The organism is Oerskovia sp. NPDC060287, from assembly GCF_042726775.1.
Lineage (GTDB): Bacteria > Actinomycetota > Actinomycetes > Actinomycetales > Cellulomonadaceae > Oerskovia > Oerskovia merdavium.
This window is the reverse complement of record NZ_JBHXBO010000383.1, coordinates 1-2,374: the sequence shown is the minus strand read 5'-3', so window position 1 is coordinate 2,374 and position 2,374 is coordinate 1. Positions and strand designations below refer to the sequence as shown.

The 2,374-nt window shown below is 71.0% G+C and carries 2 protein-coding genes; both read right to left on the bottom strand.

All coding sequences use genetic code 11. The annotated features are described in order from the left end of the window. Nucleotides 1–30: 30 nt before the first annotated feature. Nucleotides 31–1,299 carry a hypothetical protein gene (locus tag ACFWFR_RS19120; protein ID WP_377615603.1) on the bottom strand — a complete coding sequence of 423 codons (1,269 nt, stop codon included), beginning with the start codon at nucleotides 1,297–1,299 and terminating at the stop codon, nucleotides 31–33. Between the two features lie 26 nt (nucleotides 1,300–1,325). After that, on the bottom strand, nucleotides 1,326–2,330 hold the full coding sequence (locus ACFWFR_RS19115; protein ID WP_225220036.1) for a TIM barrel protein: 1,005 nt from the start codon (nucleotides 2,328–2,330) through the stop codon (nucleotides 1,326–1,328). Nucleotides 2,331–2,374: the final 44 nt, after the last annotated feature.

Here is a 2,374-nt window from a genome sequence, read left to right as displayed (position 1 = left end):
GGGCCGGCCGGCACCACGATCACGACGTGACTAGCTGAGCGCCGTCAGCGTCAGCGTCGCGTTGTAGGTCCCCTCGTTCACCGTGAGCGGGAGCTTCAGGTCGAGCTCCGCCCCGATGACCGCGGAGCCGCGGGCGTGCCCGGCCTCCGCGCTGCCCAGGGTGCGGGCGACGGACAGGCCGTCACCCTCGACGAAGCCCGAGGCGACGGCCGCACCCGCGACCGCTCCGCCGTCGTTCTCCTGGAGCGCGGGCGTCCAGCCGAGGTACTTGCCGGACACCGTCTCGCCGCCCGCGACGAAGTCGCCGACCTGTGCGGACACCGACCACGCCGGGGCGTTGATGCGGGTGTCCGTGACGCGGACCGGGACGAGGTCGCCCGAGGCCGCGAAGTGGTCGCCCTGCTCCTCGGCCACGCCCAGGTCGACGAGACCCGAGGAGCCCTCGAGGCTCCACGTGAGCTCGCCCGGACGGGGCTCGGGGATCACGACGGCGACCGACTGGTCGCCCGCCGCGAGCGCACCGGGGGCCGTGCCGGTGAGGTCGCCCTCGACCGAGCCCGCGGTGTTGCCCGGACCGAAGTTCGCGGCCGGTGCGTTGTCCGCGAGGCGCACGGCCCCGTGGACCGTGGTGCCCGCGACCTGGAGGTTGGCGGTGTTGCCGGTCAGGACGAGGTCCCCACCCACCGTGTTGCCCCACTGGTCCGCCGACCCGTCGCTCGTCGCGCCGACCAGCGCGTCGCGCGACGTGCCCGTCACGGACAGGCTGCCCCCGACGACCGCGCCGCCGACGCTCACGCCGAAGTCGCTGTCGCCGAGCGTCACGTCGCCGTTCACGCTCGTGCGCAGCAGGTCGACGTACGTCGCGGCCTGCGTCGAGAGGTTGCCCGAGATCTTCGAGTCCGAGATCTCGACGTCGACCCCGCCCGCCGCGACGCTGCCGCCCACGCGCAGGTCGTACAGGTAGAGGAACCCGACGCGCGAGCCGGCGGTGTACGAGCTGATGTCGCCCCCGACGCTCGCCCCGTCGATCAGGACGCCGTAGGCGTCGGTCGCGACGACGTCGCCCTCGATGACGGCCTCGGTCGCGTCGAGCCACGCGTCGTCACCGACCGTGATCGAACCCTGGACCGTGGTCCCGCCGAGGACACAGGTCGCGCCCGCGGGGACGACCAGGTCGCCCGCGATGACCGTGTCGTCGAGCTCGGTCGTGCAGCTCGTGACGGCGGCGTGCGCTGCTGGTGCACCGACCGCGATCAGCGCGAACGCTGCGGCAGCGGCTGCTGAAACCTTCCACTTCATGGCGAATCTCCTGTTTTCTCGGTGGTTCAGCCGCGAAGGCCGTAGATGGAGGTGTAGCTGCGCCGTGCGTTGCCCAGGGAGTTCAGGGGGTTCGGCGGCGCGGCGACCGAGCTGGCGTTGTCCTGCTCGAACAGGCCGAAGTGCTGGCCGCGCGTGCGCAGCTGCGACAGGAAGGCCTGGTAGTCGATGTTGCCCTCGCCGAACTCGATGATGTCGTAGCCGTTGGCGCTGCCCGTGTTGGTCTTGCCGTCCTTGAGGTGGAGCATCGGGAAGCGGCGCGGGTCGCGCTTGATGTAGTCGATGGGCTCGAACCCGGGGTACTTGTGCTTCCCGACGTGCGCCCAGAAGACGTCCATCTCGAAGAAGACGAGCTCGGGGTCGAACTCGTCCCACAGCAGGTCGTACACGCGGCGCGTCGGGTCGTCCGTGGTGAAGCGGAACTCGCCGTCGTGGTTGTGGGCGTAGAGCTTGAGGCCTGCGGCCTTGGTCTTGACGCCCATCTGGTTCCACGTGTTCGCCGCGGCGGTCCAGGCGGCCACGGTCGGGGTGTTGTTGATGGGGCCACCCTGACCGATGTGCGGCATCCCGAGGATGAGCGCCTTCTCGATCTCGGCGTCGATGTTGCCCGGGTTGAGGGTCGCGTGCGTACCGACGGCCCGCAGGCCGTTGTCGTCGAGCAGCTGGCGGATCTCCGGGATGGTGATCGCGCCGACGTTGCCCTGCGTGTACCCCGCGAACTCGACCTCGGAGTAGCCGATGTCGGCGAGCTCCTCGAACACGGCCCGGAAGCCGAGCGAGCTGACCTTGTCGCGCACCGTGTAGAGCTGGATGCCGATGCGGTTGACGGGGACGAGGCGGTTGCGGCCGCTGCTCGGTGCTGCGGCCACGCCGCCCAGGGCGGACGCCGCGGTCGGGCCGATCGCCGCGCCCACACCGACGGCGACCGTCGAGGCCGCGAGGGCCTTGAGCAGGTTCCGCCGGCTCATCGGGCGAGCCGGGATGGACTCGTGGTGGTGCTCGTGTGAACTCATGTCTCTCCTTCGAGGTGAGGTTCGGTGGCCCGGGGCGCGAGCCC